Below are 18934 nucleotides of genomic sequence, written 5' to 3'. Positions count from 1 at the left end.
GGAGGAATTCAGGTCGTGGAGGCGGTGTCGATGATCCGGCGCACATCGGCGGCGATGGCGTCGGGCGAGTCGCGGTCGGTCGCAAGCAGGCGCGCGCGGCCGCTCGCGTCGAAGATGTAGACGGCCGAGCTGTGCGTGACTTCGTAGCCGCCGGACGGATCGCGTTTTTCCATCTGATACGCGACGCGATAGCGCTTCGCGAGCGATTCGATCTGGCGGTCGGTGCCGGTCAGGCCGCGCGCATGCGCGGCGTCGAACGCGGCGACATACGATTGCATTGCCTGCGGCGTGTCGCGAGCAGGGTCGACCGATACGAACAGGATGCGCACGTCGTTTGCCTGCGGGCCGAGCTTCGCCAGCACTTCCATCAGCCGCGCCATCGTTTCGGGGCAGACATCGGGGCAGTGCGTGTAGCCGAAGTAGACGAGCGCAATCTGGCCGTGGAACGCATCGGCGTCGACGGGATGGCCGTCGCCGCCCGTCAGCGTGAACGACAGGTCGGGCAGGTGGCCGGTGACGTTGGTCAGGTTCCAGCGCGGCTCGTCGTGCGTGCACGCGGCGAGTGCCACGGCGGCGGCGAGGGCCGCAGCCGTGCGGATGAAGCGGGAGAAGCGCCGGTGCGGCGCAGTGCGGGCAGACGACATCTTAGGGACTGTTTCCATATGGAACGCGCATGCGTTGCCACGAGAACGGCCGCTCGCGAGGCGCGCGACGCTGCGAATACTGACGTATTCGCAAGGAGCGCAACGCGGCGAGCGGCCGTTCTCGTGGCAACCCCAAATTTAAAAAAATCATGTCACGGGAATGCCCGAAATCGCCCGTATGGCGGCGTCGCTCGTCACTTGTCCCCCAAGGGGACTTCCTTCGGGGCGTTTGGCAAGGCGCAAACGGCGCTCCTCGCTCCTTGCCCTCCGAGCGATTTCGGGCATTCGCATGTGCGTTCCATATGGAAACAGTCCCTAAGGCTCGATCGGACGAAATGGTGGCCGCCAGCCGGCGCGGCGCCATGCGTCGCGCGGCAGGCGGTTGCGACTGTAGCGCAATTCGCGCGCCCGCGTCCTTTCGAAACCCGTATGCTGCGGGCGAGCGGGGCAATATGTCGCAGTTGACGCGGGCGGCGGCGCGAGGCCGGCGATGCACTGGTTTCGCCCATCTCGATGCGCAGGCGCGGTAAGATGCGCACAATTCCATTCGCGCAGCGGCGGCCCGCGTTTGCCGGCCGGCCCTCAGACTATCGAATCGATGCAATCCGTTCCGGCTTCCCTGTCCCTGACCGATACCGCGTTCTTCTTCGACTTCGACGGCACGCTCGTCGAACTGGCGCCGACGCCCGACAGCATTCATGTTCCGCCGTCGCTGCTGACGATGCTCGACGAGCTGCGGCGTCGCTCGCACGGTGCGGTCGCGATCGTGTCCGGGCGCGGCATCGACAACCTCGACACGTTCCTGAAGATGCCCGGCCTGCCGATCGCCGGCCTGCACGGTGCGGAGCGCCGCGATGCGAACGGCGACACGCAGCGCATCGGCTTCAACGACGAACGCCTGCTGCGCATCGAGCGCGAGCTGGCGGCCGTCGTCGACCGTCATCCGGGCATGCTGCTCGAAATCAAGGGCGCGGCCGTCGCGCTGCACTACCGCAACGCGCCCGAGCGCGAGGCGGCGGCGCGCGCGGCCACCGAGCGCCTCGTCGCCGACTATGCCGATGCGTATGTCCTGCAGCCCGGCAAGATGGTGTTCGAGATCAAGCCGAAGGGCGTCGACAAGGGGCGCGCGCTCGCCGCGTTCCTCGGCGAGCCGCCGTTCGCGGGCCGCTTGCCGCTGTTCGCGGGCGACGACCTGACCGACGAGAAGGGCTTCGCGGTGGTCAACGCGCGCGGCGGGTTGTCGATCAAGGTCGGCGCGGGCGAGACGTCCGCCCGCATGCGGCTCGATTCGGTCGACGCGCTGCATGAGCAGATCGCGCGCTGGCTCGGTGCGGGGCAGCCGGACGCATGAGTCGCCTCATCATCGTTTCAAACCGCGTCGCGCCGATTTCGGAAGGCGAACCGGCGGCGGGCGGTCTCGCGATCGGTGTCTACGACGCGCTGAAGGAGACAGGCGGCATGTGGTTCGGCTGGAGTGGCGAAGTCGTCGCTGCCGGCGCGCCGCAGATTCATGTCGAGGAACACGGGCCGGTCACGTTTGCGACCATCGGCCTGTCGCGGCGCGATTACGACCAGTATTACCGCGGCTTCTCGAACGCGACGCTGTGGCCCGCGTTTCACTACCGCACCGACCTGATCCAGTACGACCGTCACGAGTTCGAGGGCTATAGCCGCGTGAACGTGTGGCTCGCCCAGCAGCTCGTGCCGCTGCTGCAGGACGACGACGTGATCTGGGTGCACGACTATCACCTGATCCCGTTCGCGCGCGCCCTGCGCGCGGCCGGCGTGAAGAACCGCATCGGCTTCTTCCTGCACATCCCGTTTCCCGCCGCGCAGGTGCTCGTCAACGTGCCGCCGCACCGGGAGCTCGTCGAGTCGCTGTGCGCGTTCGACCTGCTCGGCTTCCAGACCGACCCCGACCTGCGCGCGTTCTGCGACTACGTCGAATCCGAAGCCGACGGCGTGATCGAGCGCGACGGTCGCCTGGCGACGGTGCGCGCATTCGGCCGGACGCTGTGCGCGGCCGCCTATCCGATCGGCGTGCATCCGGACGAGATCGCGTCGCTCGCGAAGGCCGGCGAGCACGGCAAGGCGGTGCGCACGCTCGCGGCGTCGCTGCGCGGTCGCAAGCTGATCATGAGCGTCGACCGGCTCGATTACTCGAAGGGGCTCGTCGAGCGCTTCCGCGCGTTCGAGAAGCTGCTCGAGCACGAGCCGTCGCATCGCAACCGCGTGTCATTCCTGCAGATCGCGCCGTCGACCCGCGCGGAACTGCGCGCGTACCAGGACATCCGCCTGCAGCTCGAAGGGGAGTCGGGGCGCATCAACGGGCGCTTCGCCGAGCTCGACTGGGCACCGATCCTCTATATCCATCGCCAGTACGACCGCCAGCTGCTCGCGGCGCTGTACCGGCTCGCGCGGGTCGGCTACGTGACGCCGCTGCGCGACGGGATGAACCTCGTCGCGAAGGAGTATGTATCCGCACAGGATCCGGACGATCCGGGCGTGCTCGTGCTGTCGCGCTTCGCGGGCGCCGCGCGCGAGCTGACGGGGGCGCTGATCGTCAATCCGATCGATATCGACGGGATGGCCGATGCGTTGTCACAGGCGCTGACGATGCCGCTCGCCGAGCGGCGCGCGCGTTATACGGACATGATCGCACAGCTTCGCGAGAACAACGTGTCGGTGTGGCGCGACAACTTCCTGCGCGACCTGCAGCACGTGTAACCGGCGGGTCCCCGTGCAATGAAAAAAGCCGCAGTGCGCGAAGCACTGCGGCTTTTTTGTCGGCCATGGCCAGTGCGTCAGGCCACGCGTTCGCCGGGCGGCGTGCTGCCGTCGGGGGCGTGATGGCGGCCGTGCTGTTTCGCGAGCAGGTCGCGGTACAGGCCCGGGCGGTTGCGCAGCACGTCGGGCGGGCCATCGTCGATCACCTTGCCGTTGTTCATCACGATGATCCGGTCGAAGTTGCGCAGCGTCGACAGGCGGTGCGCGATTGCGATCACCGTGCGGCCGACCATCAGGCGGTCGAGCGCGCTCTGGATCGCTTCCTCGGAGGCGCTGTCGAGCGCGGACGTCGCTTCGTCGAGCAGCAGGATCGGGGCGTTCTTCAGGATCGCGCGCGCGATCGCGATGCGCTGGCGCTGGCCGCCCGACAGCTTGACGCCGCGGTCGCCGACGATCGTGTCATAGCCTTCCGGCATCGCTTCGATGAATTCCGCACAGCGCGCGTCCCGCGCGGCCGCGAGCACTTCGTCGCGGGTCGCCTCGGGGCGGCCGTACGCGATGTTGTCGTAGATCGTCCGGTGGAGCAGCGAGATGTCCTGCGGCACGAGCGCGATCGCGTGGCGCAGGCTGTCCTGCGTGATCGTCTTCACGTCCTGGCCGTCGACCTGCACGACGCCGTCCTGCGTGTCGTAGAAGCGCTGCAGCAGCGCGAGCACGGTCGACTTGCCGGCGCCCGACTTGCCGATCAGGCCGACGCGCTGGCCCGGCTCGATATGGAGGTCGAAGTGGTCGAGGATCGCGCGGCGGTGCGGATACGCGAACGTCACGCGTTCGAAGTCGACGCGGCCGCCCTTGGCCGACAGCGGCTGCGCATCGGAGCGGTCCGGCATCCCGTGCGGCTCGAGCAGCGTCTTGACGGCTTCCGACAGGCGCGCGACGTGCTGCGTGACGTCGACCAGCGCGACCGCGAGATCGCGCGTGCCGTGCAGGATCGTGAAGCCGAGCGAGCTGACGAGCACGATGTCGCCCGACGTCGCGCGGCCCTGGTCCCACAGCCACAGCGCCCAGCCGAGCAGGCCGGCAGACAGCATCGCGGTGATCACCGCGTGCAGCAGGCGCAGCTTTTCGAGATAGAGCAGGCTCTGCTGGCGCGCATCCATCTCGGCCTTGACCGTTGCGCCGAAGCGTTTCTGTTCGCGCAGCGTCATCCCGAACGCACGCACGAGGCCCATGTTGCCGATCACGTCGACGAGCTCGCCGTCGACCGCCGCGGCCTTCGCCGCGAACGCGTGGTGGCGGGCCGAGCCGCGCCCGGCGAGCTTGAACAGGATGACGGAAAGCACGGCCGAACAGCCGAGCAGGCCGGCGGCCATCAACGGATTGACGACGATGATCATCAGGATCGCGCCCATCACCGCGATGCACGGCGGCAGCACGTTCCACGCCATCGTGTTCTCCGACGTGTAGACCGCGTTCGACGTGGCCGTGATGCGGCTCGCGAGCGTACCCGGCTGTTTTTCGGAGTAGTAGGTCGGCGAATGGCCGATCAGGTACTGGAACAGGTCGCGCCGCAGGTCGCCGGTGACCGCGACGAACGTATGCGCGGCGACCCAGCCGCCGACGCGCCACAGCAGGTTGTCGGCCGCGATCAGCCCGACAAGCAGCGCGAATGCACTCCACAGCGGGCCGGGGTGATGACGCCCGGTTGCCAGCACGTCGATCAGGTGCTTGATCGCGTACTGCGAGCCGAGCGCGCAGCCGACGGCGGCCAGCACGCTGCAGAGCACGATGAGGTGGGCGACGGGATGAAGGCGAATGTAGCGGAACAGGAACGCGATCGGCCGGTGCGCGTAGCTCGACAGCTTCGCGTTGTGGGCGTTGCGCTGGGCAGGGGTGAGAGATTCCAAAATATGCGTGCGGTGATTCGGTGAGTGAGCGTGGCGGCTGGATCGCAGGCCGGCGTTCGCCCGGACTGAATAATCCGGCATTGTAAACAAGGCCGCGTGTCGCGCTGCGCGAATCTTGCCTTGGCCAGGGGCTCGCGATCGATTTTGAGATAAAATCCGGCATCCCGTCCTGCCTCATGTGCCGGAATCACGCTGCCGGCAGTCACGGGTGCAAGGAACGCCAAAAGGGCCTTCCACTCTAGAACGGACACCCAAGTCCGCGGGTTGCAAAGTGTTGCACCTTTGTAACAAAGTAAAGTGTTTGAAATGTTGTGCGCCGTATCAGGATTAACCCTAGATAATCGGCTCCGGGTTCGATTCCAGGTTTTTTACGAACCCCTGTCAACGGGTCTTCGTTTCAAACGTTCTATGCCTGTCGCGTCGCCGACGCTCCTTGAGCAGCGCGGGTTCGACGCCCCCGGCAGGCTGATTCGTCCGATCTTCGGACGAAATGCATCCAGCCCGGACCGCCGGCAGGTTGCCGACCCATACCTGGTTTTTAGCCGATTTTTTAGGAGTTACGCATGCGAATCGCCCAAATCGCTCCGTTGCACGAAGCGGTGCCCCCGAAACTGTACGGTGGTACCGAGCGAGTGGTGTCCTACCTCACCGAAGCACTCGTCGAGATGGGGCATGACGTCACGCTCTTCGCGAGCGGCGATTCGCAAACTTCCGCGAAGCTCGAAGCGTGCTGGCCGCAGGCGCTGCGCCTCGACCCGACGATCCGCGACGTGATGGCCCCGCACATGCTGCTCCTTGAGCAGGTGCGCCGCCGTGCGGAAGAGTTCGATGTCCTGCACTGCCACATCGACTATTACCCGTTCTCGCTGTTCTCGCGCCAGCCGGTCCCGCATCTGACGACGATGCACGGCCGTCTCGACCTGCCGGAACTGCAGCCGATCTTCAACGCGTTCAGCGACGTGCCGGTCGTGTCGATCTCCGACAACCAGCGCATCCCGCTGCAGCAGGCGAACTGGCTGTCGACCGTCTATCACGGCCTGCCGGAAAACCTGCTGACGCCGATCCCGAACGTGAAGCCGAGCTATCTCGCGTTCCTGGGCCGCATCTCGCCGGAGAAGCGCGTCGACACGGCGATCCGCATCGCCGAGCAGGCTGGCCTGCCGATCAAGATCGCCGCGAAGCTCGACAAGGCTGACCGCGCGTACTACGAAGAGAAGATCAAGCCGCTGTTCGCGCTGCCGCACGTCGAGTACATCGGCGAAATCAGTGAGTCCGAAAAGACCGAATTCCTGGGCAACGCGCATGCGCTGCTGTTCCCGATCGACTGGCCGGAGCCCTTCGGCCTGGTGATGATCGAGGCGATGGCCTGCGGTACGCCGGTGATTGCGTTCAAGCGCGGCTCGGTGCCGGAAGTGATCGACAACGGCGTGTCGGGCTTCGTCGTCGAAGACGAACTGTCGGCCGTCGCGGCACTCAAGCGCCTCGATACGCTGCCGCGCGAGAAGGTTCGCGCTGCGTTCGAAGCCCGCTTCTCGTCGAAGGTGATGGCGCAGAACTACGTGAAGGGCTACGAGGAACTGTTGCGCCAGAAGCGCCGCACGGTGCTGCGCGAAGTCAACGCAGGCTGATTGCGGGCCGCCGCCGCGCTGCGGCGCGCGGCTTGCCATCGACGCCCCGTCCGGGTTCCCGGCGGGGCGTTGTCACATCCGCGGCGCGGATCTGTTGTATTCTCGCCGCGCCCGACGCCGCGAACGGCCCCCGAAGCAGCCCGGCATGCCATCCGTCCGTCTGTCCAGACGGTAATGTCCCTATAATGGCCGTGCCGTGAAATCCGGCCCCGCACGAATATCCAGAGGAGAGCAGTCTTGGCGAGAACGAAATCCACGCGCGCAGCGCCGGCCCCCGGCGCCGGTGTGATCTTCGCGTTGCGTGCGATCGGTCTCGTGCTGCTCGCGCGCTGGCTGTTCTCGATGTCCCAGATGGGCTATCGCTCGTCGCTGTCGGCGATGGTGTCGTCGCCCTGGGCGTTCGTCTACCTCCTGCTGATCTTCCTGCTGCTCGCGCTGCCGGGCGCCGTCGCGCGCGCCGAACGGCCGTTTCATCCGCTGCCGCAGTGGCTGCGCCAGGCGCTGCGTGTGTTCGCGCTGATCGGTTTCCTGTTTGCCGTCTGGTCGATCGGCATGTTCGTCTGGATGGACGGCTGGCGCCTCGCGCTGCATGCGGTGACGGCAACCAATGGCTGGCTCGTCGCCGCACCGGCGCTTTATGCGGCGATCGTCTGGATCTGCCGCCCGCGGCCGCTGTGGCGGACCAACGTGGCCGCCCGCCGCTTCGCGGTCGGCCGTTATGCGATTTCGCTCGACGTGCTGACGCGTACCACGATCGTCTGGATGGAAAGCCGCAAGGTCGGCCAGTACGATGCGCGCGAACTGACGGTGCGCTGGCCCGGCCGGGCGGCGCCTCCCGCAGGCGAGGGTGCAACGGACGGGCAACCGGCCGTCGTGCCGCCGCGCCGCGGCAGCTTGTTCAATCGACCGAAAGTCGAACTGCTGTGGGATTCGCCGGCGGCCGTCGGCCATAACCGGCAGATCGTCATGCGCGCGCCGCTCGCGACCGAAGGCGACCGCGTCGCGGTGCTCGCGCTCGACGCCGCGCTCAAGCAGATCGTCTGACAAGTCCCGCGCACGGCGTGCGGGCGACAAGGAGGCGTGATGATCATCCGTTGGTTGCTGGCAGCCGTTCACCTGAGTGCGTTCGGCGTCGCGTTTGCCGCGATCGCGGGGCGCAACCGCGCGTTGCGCCGGCTCATCGCGTCGGCGCAGGCGGCCGACTTGCCCGGTGTATTCAAGGCCGATGCTGCGTGGGGACTGTCGGCGCTGGTGCTGATCGTGACGGGCCTGATGCGCGCGTTCGGCGGTTTCGAGAAAGGCACCGCGTACTACCTGCACGAACCCCTCTTTCACCTGAAGATGACCGCGCTCGTGCTGATCCTGCTGCTCGAGGTCGTGCCGATGCTCGGGTTGATCCGGTGGCGCGTCGCCGCGCGGCAGCAGCAGATGCCCGATCTCGGCCGTGCGCGCACCTATGTGCGGATCGGCCATTGGCAGGCGGTGCTCGTGATCGTCATCGTGTTCGCCGCGTCGGGGATGGCGCGGGGGATTGGGCTGGCCGGGTAGGTGCGGCCGGCTAGGCCTGGCCGGGTAGGTGCGGCCAGGCAGGTATGGCCTGGGCGAAGCCGACCAGGCCCGCCATCGCTACTGCCCCCCTCATCCGGATCCCGTTCGACGCGCGCAGCGTCTTCCTCCAGACACTTACCAGCCCGGCCGCAGGCCGCATCGCTTCTCTCGATTCCGACTCGACCGGGCGATCCTGCCGCCCGGTCCGTCCCGCGCTCAGCGCGCGAGGCAGGGGCGCTTGTTGTTGAAGGTCCACCCCGGAATCAGGTATTGCATCGCTGCCGCGTCGTCGCGGGCACCGAGCCCGTGCTGCTGGTACAGCTCGTGCGCGACCGCGACGGCATCCATGTCGATTTCGATGCCGAGCCCCGGCCGCTTCGGCACGTCCACCATCCCGTTCTCGATCTTCAGCGGTTCGCGCGTCAGCCGCTCGCCGTCCTGCCAGATCCAGTGCGTGTCGATCGCGGTGACCTGACCCGGCGCGGCGGCCGCGACATGCGTGAACATCGCGAGCGACACGTCGAAGTGGTTGTTCGAATGCGAGCCCCAGGTGAGGCCCCAGTCGCGGCACATCTGCGCGACACGCACCGAACCCTGCATCGTCCAGAAGTGCGGATCGGCGAGCGGGATGTCGACCGCCTGCAACTGCACCGCGTGACCCATCTGCCGCCAGTCGGTCGCAATCATGTTGGTGGCCGTCGGCAGCCCCGTCGCACGGCGGAATTCGGCCATCACCTCGCGGCCCGAATAGCCGTTCTCCGCGCCGCATGGATCTTCCGCATACGCGAGCACGTGATGCTGATCGCGGCACAGCCGCACGGCCTCGTCGAGCGACCACGCGCCGTTCGGGTCGAGCGTCACGCGCGCGTCGGGGAAGCGCTCGGCGAGCGCCGTCACCGCCTCGATCTCGCTCGCGCCTTCGAATACACCGCCCTTCAGCTTGAAGTCGTTGAAACCGTAGCGCGCATGCGCGGCCTCGGCGAGCCGCACGACCGCCTCGGGGGTCAGCGCGGCTTCGTCGCGCACGCGCGTCCAGTCGTCGGTCGCGCCGCGGCCGTCGCGATAGGGGAGCGCGGTCTTCGTGCGGTCGCCGATGTAGAACAGATAGCCGAGCATTTCGACGCGCTCGCGCTGCTGGCCTTCGCCGAGCAGCGCGGCGACCGGCACGCCGAGATGCTGGCCGAGCAGGTCGAGCAGCGCCGCTTCGAGCGCGGTGACCGCGTGGATCGTCGTGCGCAGGTCGAAGGTCTGCAGCCCGCGGCCGCTCGCATCGCGGTCGGCGAACGTGCGCCGCACGTCGTTGAGCACCGCGTGGTAATTGCCGACCGGCTGGCCGACGACGAGCGCACGCGCATCGTCGAGCGTGCGGCGGATGCTTTCGCCGCCGGGTACCTCGCCGACGCCGGTCCGGCCCGCGCTGTCCTTCAGGATCACGAGGTTGCGAGTGAAGAACGGGCCATGTGCACCGCTCAGGTTGAGCAGCATGCTGTCGTGGCCGGCGACCGGAATCGCTTGCAGGTCGACGATGCGCGGCGTGTCGTGGGAGGGCGAGGCAGTGACGGCGTTCATGGGCGGCGATGGCAAAAGGGTGGGCAATGCCGTGCGGCAAAAGCTTTGCCGCGCGCGGCGGGAGGTGCGATCATTCGACAACCGACGTGCGTGGCGTGCAAGGCCCGCAAGTCGACGCAACCCGGAACGGGGTGGGAGCGACAACCGAGCCAGTGCAGCGCAGAACGCGAACGCTGGCCGATCGTAAAGCATGGGACCGGGTGGCGCTGGAATGCGCGCTTGAGTCGACAGGAGATCCGTGCTTCGATCATCAGTCGTCGGATGACTTGTGACGCAGTATAATGAATCATCGGCTTTCGCTCAAACCCCGCGTAAACCCTCGGCTCACATTACGATCATTCAAAAAGGAACCGGCCTCATGTCCGTGCCTACGCTTCCCGCAGCGCCGCGCCGTCGCGCACGCAGCCTCGCACAAGATGTCGTCGACGCGCTGACCGCGCAGATCGAAAACGGCACGCTGCGTCCTGGCGACAAGCTGCCGACCGAAACCGAAGTCATGGCGGCGCAGGGCGTGAGCCGCACGGTCGTGCGCGAGGCGATCTCGCGGATGCAGGCAAGCGGCCTCGTCGAGACGCGCCACGGCATCGGCAGCTTCGTGCTGGAGCCGTCGCGCCGCCAGACGCTCGGCATCGACCCGGCGACGATCACGACGCTGCGCGACGTGCTCGCGGTGCTGGAGCTGCGCATCAGCCTCGAGAGCGAATGCGCGAGCCTCGCCGCGCAGCGCGCGAACGATACCGACCTCGCCGCGCTGCGGCGCGCGCTCGACGCGATCGCGACGGGGGCGGGCGGTGGCCGCGACACGGCGCAGCTCGATTTCCAGTTCCACCTGCAGATCGCGCAATCCACCGGCAACCGCTATTTCGTCGACATCATGACGCAGCTCGGCACGTCGATCATCCCGCGCACGCGCGTGAATTCGGCCCGCTTTGCCGGCGACGATCTCGAACGGTATGTCGGCCGGCTGAACCACGAGCACGAGGATATCTACGAGGCGATCGCGCGCCACGACCCGGAGGCGGCCCGCGCCGCGATGCGCACGCACCTCACCAACAGCCGCGAGCGGCTGCGCCGCGCGCACGAGGCGGCCGAAGCCGAGCGCGACCCGCAGGCCAGCTGACGCGCCGGGCGGTGCGGCTCACGTTGCCGCCGGCCCGGTCGAATTGCGTCAACATCAGTTGTCATACGAGATAGGATCTCGCTTCATCGATCGCCGGAGCCGGCCGGCGTTTCCGCCGCCGGCCGCCGGCACCGCCGATCAGCCTCCCTTCGTCGTGATCGTCTTCCACGCGCCGCTCTTCACCTGGTACAGCGTCGACATCCCGCTCTTCAGCGAGCCGTCGCTCGCGAACGAGATGCGGCCGGTGACGCCTTCGAAGTCGACCTTCTTCAGCGCCGGGCGATAGACCTTCGGGTCGGTCGAGCCGGCCGCCTGCATCGCCTTGATCGCCGCCCAGGCCGCGTCGTAGCCGAACTGCGCGTACGACAGCACGTCGACGCCGAAGCGCTTCTTGAAGCGTTGTTCGAAATCCTTCCCTTGCGGCAGCTCGTCGAGCGGCCGGCCGTATTCCCACGCCATCGCGCCTTCGGCGGCCGGGCCCGCGATCTTGATGAACTCGTTGTCCTTCACGCCGCCGCCGCCGACGAACTGCGCATTCAGCCCGAGCTGGCGCATCTGCTTGATGAAGTTCGCTGCGAGCGAATCGAGGCCGCCGAAGAAGATCAGATCGGGGTTCTTGCCCTTCAGGCTCGTGATCTGCGCGCGGAAGTCGACCGCCTGGTTGCTGGTGAACTCGCGGCCGATGATGTTCCCGCCGGCGGCCTTCACCGCCTTCTCGAACTCGTCGGCCTCGCCCTGGCCGAACGCGGTGCGGTCGTCGATGATCGCGATGCGCTTCGCCTTCGTCACGTCGACCGCGTACTTGCCCGCGTTGCCGGCGTTCTGGCCATCGGTCGCGATCACCATGAACATGTTCGCGAGCCCGCGCGCGGTGAGCGTCGGGTTGGTCGCGGCCGGATCGATCACCGGGATGCCGGCCTTGTCGTAGACGACCGAGGCCGGAATCGTCGTCCCCGAGTTGAAGTGGCCGACCACGACCGATACGTTCTGGTCGACGAGCGCCTGCGCGGCCTGCACGCCGATGCGCGGGTCGGCCTGGTCGTCCTGCACGACGAGGTTGAAGTGCGCGGGCTTGCCGGCGATCTGCACCTTCTGTGCGGCGGCATCGTCGAGCGCGAGCTGCACGCCGTTCTGCAGATCCTTGCCGTAGCCGGCGTTCACGCCCGTGAGCGGCGCGGCGAAACCGACCTTCACGTCGGTCGTATCGGCGGCCTGGGCGGCCTGTTGCGAGAGGAGGACAAGCGCGGATGCAATCGATACCGACAGCAGGGAATGACGGAATTTCATGTTGTTCCTCTTGTTCGACACCTGCGAGTGAGTACCGCACGCGCCCGGGCGGGCCGAACGTGTGCGACGGGCGGGCGGTTCAACCGCTTCTCGGAATCGGGCGGGGAGGTCGGCATCGTGATCCTCGGAAGCATCTCCCGTCAGGCTCCGCGAAGAGCCCCGATCGCCTCGATATATAGGTCGCCGATATGCCCGGGTCTTGGCAATTTGCCGCGCATTCGGTGCGGATTTGCGCATAGCTTCCGCGCGTGCCGGGGCAGCCGGTATCGGGAGTTTCCCGTCGCGAACGGAGCGGGCGGAGAGGAGGGGGAGCGGAGGAAGGGCGAGGGGCACGGAGGCGGCGCGGCCCGCCGGGGCCGCGCCGCGCACGGGACGCCGTCAGTCGGACAGTGCGTCCGATGCGGCTTCGGCATCGTCGTGCGATGCGTGCGTGCGGATCAGCGGATCGCTGGCGCTCGGGCGGCCCGTCTCGACGTGACCCGCGAAGCGGCGCAGGAAGCCGAGCAGCCGGCCGTCGCTGACGGTCAGGTCGTACCAGCCGTGGCTGCCGCGCAGATCCCAGTAGTCGTCGATCTGCTGGCCCGGCGCGAGGTCGAACGTGCGCGCGTGGCCGTGGCCATACGCGTTCGTGACCTTGAGCCGCACGGCCTTGTGGCCGCGGTTCATCAGGCGCAGCGTGATGTTGCCGTTCGCGACGTCGTAGCCGTAGATCACCTCGGGGTTCACGCTCGCGTTGCCGATGCCGGTCGCGAACGGGCCGCGGAAGTGGCAGTAGAAGCCGTTCGGGCCATACACGTCGAGGTCGTACAGGCCGAGCGACGCGGCGGCGCTCCAGGTGTCGGCGACGCGCTTGCCGGCTTCGACCGTGTACGCCCACGGGCCGTCGAGTCGGTTGCGCGACTGGACCTGGAACGCGGCGCCCGCCTGGCCGGTGTTCGCGAAGGTCAGCCGGAACGGGCCGTTGGGCGCGTCGATGCGGCCATGCACGAACAGCTCGTACGGCAGCGCGCGCGCCGGCCGCAGCCCGGCCTCCTGCTTCGGCAGCTTCTGCAGTACCGGCGGCACGGGGATGTAGTCGGGATGGCGCAGGCGGTCGGGCGGCGCGTAGCCGCTCGTGTCCGGCAGCGTCGGCCAGCCGGCGTCGGCCGTCGCGAAATCGAACGCGGCGGTCAGGTCGCCGCACACCGTGCGGCGCCACGGCGACACGTTGCCGGCCTTGACCGGATACTGCGCGCCGAAACGTGCCTCGATGAATTGCAGCAGCGACGTGTGATCGAAGGTCTGCGAGCAGACCCAGCCGCCCTTCGTCCACGGCGACACGACCAGCATCGGCACGCGCGGCCCGAGTCCGTACGGGCCGGCCATGTGCGATGCGTCGCCGGGGAACACCTCGTTGGTCGTCGCGACCGTCGACAGCCCGTTGTCGCGCGACTGCGGCGCGAACGGCGGCGGCACGTGGTCGAAGAAGCCGTCGTTTTCGTCGTAGGTGATGAACAGCGCGGTCTTGCTCCACACGTCCGGATTCGACACGAGCGCCTTCAGCACCTGCTCGATGTACCACGCGCCGTAGTTCGCGGGCCAGTTCGGATGCTCGGAATACGCTTCCGGCGCGCAGATCCACGACACCTGCGGCAGCGTGCCGTTCTTCACGTCCTGCTGCAGGATGTCGAACAGCGTGCCGCCGGCGCTGATGTTGGTGCCGGTGCGCGCCTTGTCGTACAGCGGCGTGCCGGGCAGCGCGGTGCGGTACTGGTTGAAGTAGAGCAGCGAGTTGTCGCCGTAGTTGCCGATGTACGGGTTCTGCGTCCAGCCCCACGAGCCGTTCGCGTCGAGCCCGGTGCCGACGTCCTGGTAGATCTTCCACGACACGCCGGCCTGTTCGAGCACTTCCGGATAGGTCGTCCAGGCGTAGCCCTTTTCCTCGTTGCCGAGCACCGGGCCGCCGCCCGTGCCGTCGTTGCCGACGTAGCCCGTCCACATGTAGTAGCGGTTCGGATCGGTCGAGCTCGGGATTGCGCAGTGGTACGCGTCGCAGATCGTGAACGCATCGGCGAGCTGGTAGTGGAACGGGATGTCGTCGCGCTTCAGGTACGCCATCGTCGTGGTGCCCTTGTTCGGCACCCACTGGTCGTAGCGGCCTTTGTTCCACGCAGCGTGCATGTCCTGCCAGCCGTGCGGCAGGTCCTGCAGGAACTGCAGGCCGAGCTTGTCCGCGCCCGGATGGAACGGCAGCAGTTCGGCCGGGCCGACCGGCTGGTGGAACACCGACTTGCCGTTCGCGAGGCGCAGCGGGCGCGGGTCACCGAAGCCGCGGACACCGCGCATCGTGCCGAAGTAGTGGTCGAACGAGCGGTTCTCCTGCATCAGGATCACGATGTGTTCGATATCGCGGAGGGTGCCGGTGCGGCGGTTCGCGGGAATCGCAAGCGCATCGCGAATCACGGGCGGAAACAGGTTCAGCGCGGCGGCGCCGGCGGTGCCGGCAGCGACGCGCAGGAAGTCACGACGGTTCGATCGAGTCATGGTCGTTATCGTGCGGTAAAGGAGGGAGCCGATTGGCGGGACCTGCTGGAAGGGCGCGCCCGGGTCGCAGGATGCGGCTGCGCCGGGTTGTGCCGCCGCGAGCATAGCGAGGAATCGGTGTCATTCATGTGAAGTCCGAAAACGTTTGCATCCGCACGGAAACGATATCGAAGCAGCGTCGGCGCGCCAGTCGCCAGCGGTCGTGGCGAGGCAGGGGCAGGGGCAGGGCGGGAAAGCGGCGCGACGCGGGACGCGCGCCGGTGAAGCGGAGGGCGATGCCGGCGCGTCAGGCGTCCGTCACCCACGCGCCGAACCATTCGCTCGGGCGCGCGATTTCGTCCTGCGCGGCGACGAGTTCGAGCTCGTAGCGGCGCGCATCGTAGGTGGCCTTCACGACCGCGTGCACGGCGGCGAGCGTGTGCTCGAACGCGGCGCGCACGGAGTCGCCGCGCAGCCGGCAGGCAACGAAGATCGCGCTGGTCAGGTCGCCGACACCGACCGGATGGCGCGGAAACGCGTACAGCGGGCGCTGGCCGATCCACGCTTCGGTTTCGGTGACGGCGAGCATGTTGAAACGGTCGGCCGGGCTGTTGCGGTCGTGCAGGTGCTTGACGAGGATGATCTGCGGGCCGCGGCGGATCAGCGCGCGGCAGGCTTCGACGGCTTCGGCGACGGTCTCGATGCGCCGCCCGGCGAGCTTCTGCAGTTCGGTGTGGTTCGGCGACATGCCGTCCGCGAGCGCCGGCATCTCCTGGACCATGAATTCCTCGACACCGGGCTCGGGCCGGATGCCGCCCGTCTGGCCCATCGCCGGATCGCAGAAGTACCACGCGTTCGGGTTCATCGCCTTCACCGAGCGGACGATCTCGACGGCCGCCCGCGCCTGCGGCGGCGAGCCGAGGAAGCCGGACAGCACGGCGTCGCAGCGCTTGAGCGCGCCGATCGCGGCGATGCCGTCGACGAGCTGCTCCATCTTGGCGGCATCGATCGCGCTGCCGGCCCAGTGGCCGTACTGCATGTGATTCGACAACTGGACGGTATTGAGCGGCCAGACGTTGACGCCGAGGCGCTGCATCGGGAACACGGCCGCACTGTTGCCGGCATGGCCGTAGATGACGTGCGACTGAATGCTGAGGACGTTTTTCATGGGAATCGCCTGCACGCGTTTCAGGGTCACGTCACACGATACCCGAGTTCGTCGCGCGCGCGGAAGTCGCACAGCCCCGGAGTGTTGCGCGCCGTCGTCAGCACGACCGCGTAGAATCGCGGGGCGCGAGGCGGCCCGGCTGCCCGCGTGCGTCTCCAATCACCGTGATCGCCATGCTTTCGATTCGCAAGATGTTGTTTGCCGCGCGCGCCACCGCGCTCGGTGCTGGCGTCGCCGCCGCGTGTGCCATGCCTGCTGCGGCGATGGCCGTATCGCCCGCCGGCAACGACGGGCCCGTGTACGGCCCGCGCCTGGAAGGGTTCACTTATCCGGCGCCCGTGCATCTGTACACGTTCGTGTCGCAGCGCGACACCCTCGAGATGGCCTACCTCGACGTCCAGCCGGCGCACCCGAACGGCCGCACCGTCGTGCTGCTGCACGGGAAGAACTTCTGCGCGGCGACCTGGGAGGACACGATCGGCGTGCTGAGCCACGCGGGCTATCGCGTGATCGCGCCGGACCAGATCGGCTTCTGCAAGTCGTCGAAGCCCGACCGCTACCAGTACAGCTTCCAGCAGCTGGCGCACAACACGCACGCGCTGCTCGAATCGTTGGGCGTGAAGTTGGCGACGATCGTCGGCCACTCGACGGGCGGGATGCTCGCGATGCGCTACGCGCTGATGTATCCGAAGGCGACCGACCAGCTCGTGCTCGTGAACCCGATCGGCCTCGAAGACTGGAAGGCGCTCGGCGTGCCGCCGCTGTCGGTCGACTACTGGTATGCGCGCGAGCAGAAGACCACGGCCGACGGTATCCGCCGCTACGAGCAGGGCACGTACTACGCGGGCAAGTGGTCGCCGTCGTACGAGCGCTGGGTGCAGATGCTGGCCGGGATGTACCGTGGCGCCGGTCGCGACGCGGTCGCATGGAACTCCGCGCTGATCTACGACATGATTTTCACGCAGCCGGTGGTCTACGAACTCGGCGCGATCCGCGTGCCGACGCTGCTGATGATCGGCGACAAGGACACGACCGCGATCGGCAAGGACGTCGCGCCGCCCGACGTGCATGCGAAGCTCGGCCACTATCCGGAACTCGCGAAACGCACGCAGGCCGCGATCCCCGGCGCGCAGCTCGTCGAATTCCCGGCGCTCGGGCACGCGCCGCAGATCCAGGACCCGGACGCGTTCCACAAGGCGCTGCTCGACGGGCTGGAGGCCGTGCACCCGCAGTGATGCGGGGCCGGCCGCGGGCCGTCAGCGCGTGTCGCTCGCGAGCTCGTCGCGGATCTGCGCGGTCAGTTCGAACGAGCGCAGCCGTGCGGCGTGATCGTAGATCTGGGCGGTGACGATCAGCTCGTCGGCGCCTGTCTGCGCGATGCGGTCGCGCAGCTTGTCGCGCACCGTGTCGCGCGAGCCCACTGCCGCGAACGACAGCGAATGCGCGACGGTCGCGAGTTCGAGCTCATTCGCCTCGAGCACGTCGACCGGCGGCGGCAGCTTGCCCGGCGTGCCGCGCCGCAGGTTGATGAACTGCTGCTGCAGCGACGTGAACAGGCGCCGCGCCTCGTCGTCGGTATCGGCGACAAACACGTTGACGCCGACCATCGCATGCGGCTTCGGCCACGCGGCCGACGGCCGGTACTGCGCGCGATAGATCTCGAGTGCGCGCATCAGGTAATCCGGCGCGAAGTGCGACGCGAACGCGAACGGCAGCCCGAGCATCGCGGCGAGCTGGGCGCTGAACAGGCTCGAGCCGAGCAGCCACACGGGCACGTCGAGCCCTGCACCGGGCACCGCGCGCACGCGCTGGCCGGGCACCGGCTCCGCGAAGTAGCGCTGCAGCTCGGCGACATCATCCGGAAACGAGTCGGCGCTGCCGATCAGGTCGCGGCGCAGTGCGCGCGACGTGGTCTGGTCGGTGCCGGGCGCGCGGCCGAGGCCGAGATCGATGCGCCCCGGATACAGCGACGCAAGCGTACCGAACTGCTCGGCGATCACGAGCGGCGCGTGGTTCGGCAGCATGATGCCGCCCGACCCGACCCGGATCGTCTGCGTGGCGCCCGCGACATGGCCGATGACGACGGCGGTCGCCGCGCTCGCGATGCCGGGCATGTTGTGATGCTCGGCGAGCCAGTAGCGCTGGTAACCCCAGCGTTCCGCATGCTGCGCGAGATCAACGGTGTTGCGGAAAGCCTGGGAGGCGTCGGCGCCGGCCGGAATGGGGGCGAGATCGAGTACGGAAAACGGAGTCATCGGTTGGCCTTCGAACGGGGGAGCAGGGTGATGCGCTTACGCAACAAATGCCAAGGATTTTGCCAAAGGGTTCCGGAACGTGCTGGGGGCGGCCCGATACCCATGCGCCTTTCAGGGATGCAGGGTCGAATTCGGCCATCGTTGCAAAAATCAATCTAATCACTGATTAATTACCAATCTTTACGGCGATTGGATGTGAATCCGCATCGACGTACAAATTTGCACGAAATGTTTGATTTTCAAGACTGCAATACGCTTGCAAACCGCTTACGCTAACGTGAACGCGGGTGCGCCGAAATGGTTCGTCGTCTGCACAGCTTTGCCAGAATTGCACCAGTGCGTTTCTCGTAGTGCCGAGCGCGGGGTGCCGCAGGCTGCTAAAATCCGGCGCCTGCCCATGTTGTGCCGAAGGTAGCCATACGAGTCTTCCCGCATCCCGTCCGGGCGTCGTGCGGAGATGCACCACGCGAAGCCGGGCATGGCCAGACCTGAAGGATGGGTCGAGCCTCCCTCATATACAGACGCTGCTGGAACAAGGAGTCGGGTCGTGCCCGCGTTCGTCGTTGTCGGAATACCGAA

14 protein-coding genes are annotated in these 18934 nt (G+C 67.5%); 7 read left to right on the top strand and 7 right to left on the bottom strand.

All coding sequences use genetic code 11. The features are described from left to right. Positions 1-8: 8 nt before the first annotated feature. Positions 9-644 carry an SCO family protein gene (locus QZM67_RS33055; protein ID WP_301809845.1) on the bottom strand — a complete coding sequence of 212 codons (636 nt, stop codon included), beginning with the start codon at positions 642-644 and terminating at the stop codon, positions 9-11. A gap of 598 nt (positions 645-1242) precedes the next feature. Between QZM67_RS33055 and otsB the strand changes: the two genes are divergently transcribed. Together otsB and otsA are read left to right on the top strand one after the other, a co-directional pair. After that, the gene (gene otsB, locus QZM67_RS33050; protein WP_301809843.1) at positions 1243-1995 is read left to right on the top strand and encodes a trehalose-phosphatase; all 753 of its coding nucleotides are present in this window, start codon (positions 1243-1245) and stop codon (positions 1993-1995) included. Next, positions 1992-3371 (top strand): alpha,alpha-trehalose-phosphate synthase (UDP-forming), encoded by a 1380-nt coding sequence (gene otsA, locus QZM67_RS33045; RefSeq protein WP_301809841.1) that lies wholly within the window; start codon positions 1992-1994, stop codon positions 3369-3371. Before otsB ends, otsA begins: the two co-directional genes overlap by 4 nt. Before the next feature lie 77 nt (positions 3372-3448). Here otsA and QZM67_RS33040 read toward each other — a convergent pair whose 3' ends face one another. Then, on the bottom strand, positions 3449-5278 hold the full coding sequence (locus QZM67_RS33040; protein ID WP_043182035.1) for an ABC transporter ATP-binding protein: 1830 nt from the start codon (positions 5276-5278) through the stop codon (positions 3449-3451). Positions 5279-5841: 563 nt separating this feature from the next. Between QZM67_RS33040 and QZM67_RS33035 the strand changes: the two genes are divergently transcribed. From QZM67_RS33035 to QZM67_RS33025, 3 genes are all read left to right on the top strand, one after another. After that, entirely contained in the window at positions 5842-6906 is a 1065-nt protein-coding gene (locus QZM67_RS33035) for a glycosyltransferase family 4 protein (RefSeq protein ID WP_043182037.1), read from the top strand. A gap of 237 nt (positions 6907-7143) precedes the next feature. Further along, on the top strand, positions 7144-7950 hold the full coding sequence (locus tag QZM67_RS33030) for a hypothetical protein (protein WP_043182039.1): 807 nt from the start codon (positions 7144-7146) through the stop codon (positions 7948-7950). 39 nt (positions 7951-7989) lie between these two features. After that, a complete protein-coding gene (locus QZM67_RS33025) occupies positions 7990-8454 on the top strand; it encodes a DUF2214 family protein (RefSeq protein ID WP_301809837.1) in 465 nt (154 codons plus the stop codon). Between the two features lie 216 nt (positions 8455-8670). On the opposite strand, the gene gudD is transcribed toward QZM67_RS33025, so the two are convergent. Then, positions 8671-10023, bottom strand: a complete 1353-nt coding sequence (gudD, locus tag QZM67_RS33020) for a glucarate dehydratase (protein WP_089450171.1) — start codon at positions 10021-10023, stop codon at positions 8671-8673. A 358-nt stretch (positions 10024-10381) separates the two neighbouring features. Here gudD and QZM67_RS33015 point away from each other — a divergent pair, with 358 nt between their 5' ends. Then, entirely contained in the window at positions 10382-11143 is a 762-nt protein-coding gene (locus QZM67_RS33015) for a FadR/GntR family transcriptional regulator (RefSeq protein WP_175025901.1), read from the top strand. Between the two features lie 138 nt (positions 11144-11281). On the opposite strand, the gene QZM67_RS33010 is transcribed toward QZM67_RS33015, so the two are convergent. The 3 genes from QZM67_RS33010 to pdxY form a co-directional block, all read right to left on the bottom strand. Beyond that, the gene (locus QZM67_RS33010) at positions 11282-12430 is read right to left on the bottom strand and encodes a branched-chain amino acid ABC transporter substrate-binding protein (protein WP_301809833.1); all 1149 of its coding nucleotides are present in this window, start codon (positions 12428-12430) and stop codon (positions 11282-11284) included. Positions 12431-12808: 378 nt separating this feature from the next. After that, positions 12809-14953: a phosphocholine-specific phospholipase C gene (locus tag QZM67_RS33005; RefSeq protein ID WP_205821076.1), complete on the bottom strand. Its 2145-nt coding sequence runs from the start codon at positions 14951-14953 to the stop codon at positions 12809-12811. A 286-nt stretch (positions 14954-15239) separates the two neighbouring features. After that, positions 15240-16100 carry a pyridoxal kinase PdxY gene (gene pdxY, locus QZM67_RS33000; RefSeq protein ID WP_042977705.1) on the bottom strand — a complete coding sequence of 287 codons (861 nt, stop codon included), beginning with the start codon at positions 16098-16100 and terminating at the stop codon, positions 15240-15242. 173 nt (positions 16101-16273) lie between these two features. On the opposite strand from pdxY, the gene QZM67_RS32995 reads away from it, so the two are divergent. Then, positions 16274-17335, top strand: a complete 1062-nt coding sequence (locus tag QZM67_RS32995; RefSeq protein ID WP_301809829.1) for an alpha/beta fold hydrolase — start codon at positions 16274-16276, stop codon at positions 17333-17335. Positions 17336-17356: 21 nt separating this feature from the next. On the opposite strand, the gene QZM67_RS32990 is transcribed toward QZM67_RS32995, so the two are convergent. Beyond that, the gene (locus QZM67_RS32990) at positions 17357-18355 is read right to left on the bottom strand and encodes an LLM class flavin-dependent oxidoreductase (protein WP_043182049.1); all 999 of its coding nucleotides are present in this window, start codon (positions 18353-18355) and stop codon (positions 17357-17359) included. Between the last annotated feature and the right edge of the window lie 579 nt (positions 18356-18934).

The organism is Burkholderia sp. AU45251 (genome assembly GCF_030482905.1).
Lineage (GTDB): Bacteria > Pseudomonadota > Gammaproteobacteria > Burkholderiales > Burkholderiaceae > Burkholderia > Burkholderia aenigmatica.
This window is presented reverse-complemented; position numbering and strand designations above follow the sequence as displayed.